The following is a 6,121-nucleotide window of genomic DNA, read 5'->3' as shown; positions in this document are numbered from 1 at the left end:
TGTCAAGTACCGGGTTTGATGGAGGCTTCCAACTCACCCTGAGCGGTTGCTCCGGTGAGGGTGTTGCTTCGGTGGGTGGTTTCGTACTCGACTGGCGGGACGAGCCCGATCTCCCCGTGGAGCCTGCGGAAGTTGAACCAGTCGATGTACTCGGCGACCGCGATCTCGAGGTCGCCGATGTTCTTCCATGGCCCGCGGTTGCGGACCAGTTCGGCCTTGAACAGGCTGTTGAAAGCCTCGGCCATCGCGTTGTCGTACGAATCGCCCTTGCTTCCAACGGACGCGACGGCGCCGGCCTCAGCGAGGCGTTCGGTGTAGCGGATCGCGACGTACTGCACGCCGCGATCTGAGTGATGCACGAGGGCGCTGGTGTCGTGGCCGTCGTGCTGGCGGGTCCACAGGCCCATGTTCAGCGCGTCCAGGGCCAGGTCGGTCCGCAGTGAAGTCGAGACCTGCCAGCCGACGACCCGCCGGCTGAACACGTCCAGCACGAAGGCGCAGTAGACCCACCCGGCGAAGGTCCGGACGTAGGTGATGTCGGCGACCCAGAGCCGGTCTGGGCAATCGGCGACGAAGGCCCGTTTGACGTGGTCCAGCCGCGTGTCAGGGCCGGTGCCGGGCACGGTCGTGCGGGGGCCCTTCGCGCGGGAAATCCCTCGCAGACCAAGCTCCTTCATGAGCCGCTGGGTCGTGCAACGGGCGACCGCGTCGGTGCCAGCCAGGACCGCCTCACGGTTGAGCTGGGCGTGGACCTTCCTGATTCCGTAGACGCCGTAGTTGTCCCTGTGGACCTTCGCGACCTTCGGCTTGAGGTCCTCATCGCGAACGGCCCGCGCGGACGGCTCCCTGCCCTTGGCTGCGTAGTAGGTGCTCGGAGAGATCTTCACGTCCGCTTCGGTCAGCGTGGTGCAGATCGGCTCGACTCCGAACTCGGTCTTGTGCCGCTCGACGTAGTCGAGGATCAGCGAGAGGGGCGGTCGAGCTCCGCCGCGAAAAAAGCCGATGCCGAGCGCAGGATCGCGTTCGTCCGGCGGAGTTCCTTGACCTCCCGTTCGAGCTTGTCGAGCTTCTCCTTGTCCGTGCTCGTCGTCCCAGGCCGGCCGCCCTCGTCGATCTCAGCCTGCGTGACCCAGCCCCGCAGCGTCTCCGCGTTGATCCCGAGCTGCTCACCGATCCGAGCACACGCGCCCGCCCGAGCAGCAGGGTCCTTCCGGGCGTCCAACGTCAGCCGTATCGCCCGCTCCCGAAGCTCCTCCGGGTACTTCCGTAGTGCCACCATGCTTGAACCTCCAGGTTTGATCGTCTCCATCAAACCCGGCACGAGACAGCCTTGCGTTTGGCCACCCACGGATGCGCGACATGTTCGTACAGGCTCATGGCGGCAAGTGAAACATCGGCGGGCGCCCGAACCGGGCAACCGCGCCGGTGCCGTCGGAAACTCCGAAACCAGAAGCGCAGCTTCGCGACGAGCGCGGTCGGCACGGCGGCGTTCTCCGCGCACCGGCCGCCGGCCCCCCCCGGAGCCGGGGGCCAGCCCAGCCTCGACCGTCGAGTCGGCGGTAGGTCATCGGGGCCAGCGGCGAGCTTTCCGCCGTGGTCGCCGCCGGACCCGGATGGCTCCTCTCGGGCGTGGCTGACTGATTCGCCACGGGGCCCGGGGGGAGTCCTCCCGACCGGCCCGGCTGGGGCAGGATGTCGGGGTGCGTCCGGACCGGTGTGGTGCGCACCGGGTGTCAGCTTTCGGGCTCGCCGGGCTCGCCGGGCTCGCCGGGCTCGCCGCGACCGCCGCGCTGCTGGGCGGCTGCTCCGCCACGCCGGCCCCCGATGGGATCGCGCGGGCCTACCTGGCCGCGTGGTCGCGGGGCGACGACGCCGCGGCCGCCCGGCTCACCGACAGCCCGGGCCCGGCCGGATCCATGTTGGCGGGGTTCCGGCGCGGCCTCGACGTGGCGGCGCTCGCCGCGACCGTGACCGCGGTCACGACGAACGGGGCGAGCGCGCAGGCCACCTGCCGGGTCGATGTCACGGTCGGCGGGCTTGGCCGCTGGACCTTCAACGGTCGCATCCAGCTGCGCCGGAACGGTTCGAGCTGGCTGGTCGCCTGGTCGGCCGCCGACATCTATCCAGGTCTGGGGGCCGGCGACCGGCTGGCGGTCCGGCGCAGCCTGCCGACCCGGGCCAGCTTCCTCGACGACCACGGGCAGCCCCTGTTCGTGCCCACCCCGGTGGTCACGGTTGGGATCGAACCCAGCCGGTGGACGGATCCCGCCGCGGCCCTCCCGGTCCTCGTCGCCACCCTCGGGATAGACCCGGCCGGGGTGCGGTCCGCGGTCGCGGCGGCGGCACCGGACGCTTTCGTACCGGTGATCACCTTGCGGCGCAGCGCCTACGAGAAGGTCCGTGCCGTTATCCACCCGCTGCCCGGCGTCGTCTTCCAGACCGGGGTCGAGCTACTGGCGCCGACCCCGACCTTCGCCCGGGCCGTGCTCGGCCGGGTCGGCCCGGCCACCGCCGAGGCGCTGGCAAGCGCCGGGCCGGATTTCACCGCCACCGACCAGATCGGCCTGTCCGGACTCCAGCAGGTCTTCCAGAGTCGCCTCGCCGGGACCCCAACCGGCTCGGTGGTTGTCGAGGACCCGGCGGGTCACCTGCTGCGTACCCTGGACACCGTGGCCGGCGCGCCCGGCCAGTCGGTGTCGAGCACTCTCGACCTGCACCTGCAGGCCGCCGCGGAGCAGGCCCTTGCCGGGGTGAAGCTGCCGGCGGCGCTGGTCGCCGTCCGGCCGTCGGACGGCGCGATCCTCGCGATCGCGAACCGGCCCGGGGACAGCGCGCTCGACCTGGCGCTCGTCGGCACCTTCCCCCCGGGCTCCACGTTCAAGGTCGTCAGCAGCTACGCGCTGCTGTCCCGCGGCGTCACGTCGCAAACGCCGGTGGCGTGCCCCGCGCAGGTCACCGTGGACGGCAAGCGCTTCACCAACTTCGAAGGCGAGACCGCGGGATCCGTGCCGTTCGCCACCGACTTCGCCCGCTCCTGTAACACCGCGTTCGTGGGGCTCTCGGCCCGCCTCGGCGGCGCGGATCTAACCGCGGCAGCGACCGCGTTCGGCATCGGCGCCGGCTGGCGGCTGCCGCTGCCGGCCTTCACCGGCGGCCTGCCCGCCCCCGCCGACCCGCTGGAGGTGGCCGCGGACACCATCGGGCAGGGTCGGGTGCTCGTCAGCCCGGTGTCGATGGCGCTCGTCGCGGCCGGTGTGGAGTCCGGGACCTGGCGCCCGCCGTTGCTCGTCACCGATCCGGCGAGCCCGCCCGGGGTAAGCCCGATCGCACTCGATCCGGCGCGGGTAGCCGAACTGCGGGCGCTGATGACCGGGGTCGTCACCGGGGGAACCGCGGCGCAGGCCGGGCTCCCGGCGGGCACCGCCGGCAAGACCGGCACCGCCGAGTTCGGCTCGGCGACCCCGCCGCAGACCCACGCCTGGTTCATCGGTTACCGAGGCGACCTGGCGGTCGCGGTCGTGGTCGAGCGCGGCGGGATAGGCGGGCAGGTGGCGGCGCCGATCGCCGCCCGGTTCCTCACCGCCGCCGGGTTCGCCGGGTAGCGGCTGGCCCTCGGCTAGCCCTCCGGGGGCAGCACGAACGACGCCGGCCCGACCGGCGGTGGCGGGGACGGGGCGTGCACCCGGAACGAGGCGGTTCGAAGCTGCCCGTCGAGTTCGGCTCGCAACTCGTACCCGCCGGCCTGCGGGAACTGGAGCTCACCGTTGATCGCCAGCACGGTCCGGATGTCGCTGCCGGCCGGGATCCCGGTCGGGCGCCCGGCCTCGACCGCGGCGTCGATGTTGACCAGGTCGCTGCCATCCTCATGGGTGATGCGTAGCCGCAGCGGGTAGCGGACGTTGGTCTCGTTCCAGCCGACGAGGATAGAAACCCCGATACCAACGTGGACGATGCCGGGCTGGCCCTGCGGCCCGGCCGGCAGTTGCAGCTCGGACCAGCCGGCGCCCTGAAGGTAGAGCAAGCCGTTGATCGCCTCGGCGTGGTTGGCCATCGTGACGAACTCGATCTGTGGCATCGGTTCCTTTCCCGGACGTCGTGAAGGTTCAGTCTGCCGCCGGCTGGTTGCGGACCCCGACGAGGGCGACCAGGGCGGCGGCGAGCAGCACCCCGGCGGCGGTGAGCAGCGCGACGTGCAGGCCGGCGAGGAAGGCGTCGCGGCCGGCGCTCAACGCGACGTCGATGTCGTGCACCGCTCCGGGGTGGCCGAGCAGGCTGGTCGGGATCGCGGTCTGGCCGGAGGTGACGGCGTGCAGCGCGAAAGCCTGGATGTCCGCCGGCAGGCGCAGCCCCACCAGCCGCTGATGCAGCGAGCCGGTGAGCTCGGCGTTGACGACCGCGCCGAGCACCGTGACCCCGACCACCGCGCCGATCTGCCGGCTCGCGTTCGTCGTCGCCGCGGCCATTCCGGACCGGGCCCGGGGCGCGCCGGCCATGACCGCGGAGGTGACCGGGGCGAGCACCATCCCGAGCCCGACACCGAGCACCGGCAGGACGAAGGCCAGGGCGGTGAGGTCGGCGTGGCGGGTGAGCACGGCGTCGGTCGCGAGCATCCCGGCCGTCGCGACGACCAGCCCGACGGTGAGCGGCCAGCGCGGACCGATCCGGGCGACCCACCGGCCGGTCAGCGGCGCGGCGACGATCATGGCGGCGGTCATCGGCACGAAGCGCGCGGCGGTGCCGAGCGCGGAGGCGTCGCGGACCAGCTGGAGGAACAGGCTGAGGAACAGGAAGATCGCGAAAACCCCGAAGTTCACCGCGAACGCGACCAGGTTTGCCGCGCTGTAGGTCCGGTTGCGGAACAGGCCGAGTTGAAGCACCGGGCTCGCCGCCCGGCGTTCGATCAGCCCGAACACCGCCGCGGCCACCAACGCGGCGGCGAACAGCCCCAGGATCCGCGGGCTGGCGAAGCCCGCGCTCTGCCCGCGGATCAGACCGAAGGTGAGCAGCCCGAGCGCGGCCGCACCGCTGACCTGGCCGGGCAGGTCGATCGCCCGCCCGGCCGGGTCCGCGCTCTCCGGCACGAAGCGCAGCGCCGCGAGCAGCGCGACGACACCGAACCCGACGTTGAACCAGAACACCGTGCGCCAGCTGCCCGCGGCCACGAGCAGCCCGCCGAGGACCGGGCCGAGCGCCAGGGCCAGCCCGGAGACACCGGCCCAGATCCCGATCGCCCGGGCCCGCTCCCGCTGGTCGGGGTAGAGCTGGCGCAGCACCGACAGGGTGCCCGGCTCGCTGGCCGCGGCGCCCACCCCCTGGAGCACCCGGCCGGCGTAGACGACGTCGAGGGAGGGCGCCAGCGCGGACAGCGCCGAGCCGGCGACGAACAGCACCACCCCGACGGCCATCAGCCGGCGGCGCCCGTAGAGGTCGCCGAGCGTGCCCCCGGTGAGCATCAGCGCGGCGAAGACGAGCACGTAGGCGCTGACCACCCACTGGAGCCCGGACACCCCGACCTGGAGGTCTGAGCGCAGGCTGGGCAGCGTCACCGACACGATCGTGCTGTCCAGCATGGTGAGGAACAGCACCGCGCAGACCGTGCTCAACGCCCAGCGCCGGCCCGCGACCTCGCTCAGGCGCATCCGAGCAGGCTACGCGGCGACCCGACGCGCGGGTCCGAACCCCGTTGGCGCCGACTACGCGGGAACCAGCTCCACCCGTTCGTCGGTAAGCCGGTATGCGACCGAGGAGAGGTCCGGCACCCGCTCATCCCAGTCAGGCGTGAATCCACCGGCGTGTTGGATGGCCGCGCGCACGCTGGCGCTGGCCAGTTCGTAGGCGGTCGCCTCGTCGGATGCTGCGACCGTGACGTCTACGTCCACATCTCCGTGCTGGTCCCGGTCGCTGAACCCCCAGGCACAGTCGAGCAGCGCCGCGTCGCCGGCTTTGAGGCCGGCGTAGCAATCCGCCACTTGTTCGAAGTGGGGTAACTACTCAGCCGGTCTTCGTCTGGTGACCGGCGTGGCGGCTTGATCGTTTGTCAGTTGATCGCCAGAGTTGGGCTTATCGGTGCCGTTGCTGGTGCCCTCGGCCGTACTTCCCCCTTGGCGGTCACTGTTGGTCG

The 6,121-nt window shown here is 72.0% G+C and carries 5 protein-coding genes and 1 other annotated feature; of the genes, 1 reads left to right on the top strand and 4 read right to left on the bottom strand.

Going from position 1 to position 6,121, the window contains the following annotated elements; all coding sequences use genetic code 11:
- Positions 1 to 2: 2 nt before the first annotated feature.
- Positions 3 to 1,279 (bottom strand): IS3 family transposase gene (locus tag VNG13_07420; protein ID HVA60352.1). Its coding sequence is split into 2 segments (ribosomal slippage): positions 3 to 994 and positions 994 to 1,279, totalling 1,278 coding nucleotides; the frame shifts between segments, so codons are not numbered across the junction.
- Positions 873 to 1,001, bottom strand: a sequence feature (AL1L pseudoknot). Its footprint overlaps the gene before it by 129 nt.
- Before the next feature lie 451 nt (positions 1,280 to 1,730).
- Here VNG13_07420 and VNG13_07415 point away from each other — a divergent pair.
- The gene (locus VNG13_07415) at positions 1,731 to 3,602 is read left to right on the top strand and encodes a penicillin-binding transpeptidase domain-containing protein (protein ID HVA60351.1); all 1,872 of its coding nucleotides are present in this window, start codon (positions 1,731 to 1,733) and stop codon (positions 3,600 to 3,602) included.
- A 14-nt stretch (positions 3,603 to 3,616) separates the two neighbouring features.
- On the opposite strand, the gene VNG13_07410 is transcribed toward VNG13_07415, so the two are convergent.
- Genes VNG13_07410 through VNG13_07400 form a run of 3 tightly spaced genes read right to left on the bottom strand, consistent with a single transcriptional unit; the run spans position 3,617 to position 5,969 of the window.
- Positions 3,617 to 4,075 (bottom strand): hypothetical protein, encoded by a 459-nt coding sequence (locus tag VNG13_07410; protein ID HVA60350.1) that lies wholly within the window; start codon positions 4,073 to 4,075, stop codon positions 3,617 to 3,619.
- 28 nt (positions 4,076 to 4,103) lie between these two features.
- Positions 4,104 to 5,639 carry an MFS transporter gene (locus VNG13_07405; protein ID HVA60349.1) on the bottom strand — a complete coding sequence of 512 codons (1,536 nt, stop codon included), beginning with the start codon at positions 5,637 to 5,639 and terminating at the stop codon, positions 4,104 to 4,106.
- Positions 5,640 to 5,693: 54 nt separating this feature from the next.
- Positions 5,694 to 5,969, bottom strand: coding sequence for a hypothetical protein (locus tag VNG13_07400; GenBank protein ID HVA60348.1), 276 nt, complete (start codon positions 5,967 to 5,969; stop codon positions 5,694 to 5,696).
- Positions 5,970 to 6,121 lie beyond the last annotated feature (152 nt).

It is taken from the genome of Mycobacteriales bacterium, assembly GCA_035533475.1.
GTDB lineage: Bacteria > Actinomycetota > Actinomycetes > DATLTS01 > DATLTS01 > DATLTS01.
This window is presented reverse-complemented; position numbering and strand designations above follow the sequence as displayed.

Excerpts from the sequence above, each read along its gene's own strand:
- VNG13_07405 (HVA60349.1), bottom strand. The coding sequence starts at position 5,639 with ATGCGCCTGAGCGAGGTCGCGGGCCGGCGCTGGGCGTTGAGCACGGTC.
- VNG13_07410 (HVA60350.1), bottom strand. The coding sequence starts at position 4,075 with ATGCCACAGATCGAGTTCGTCACGATGGCCAACCACGCCGAGGCGATC.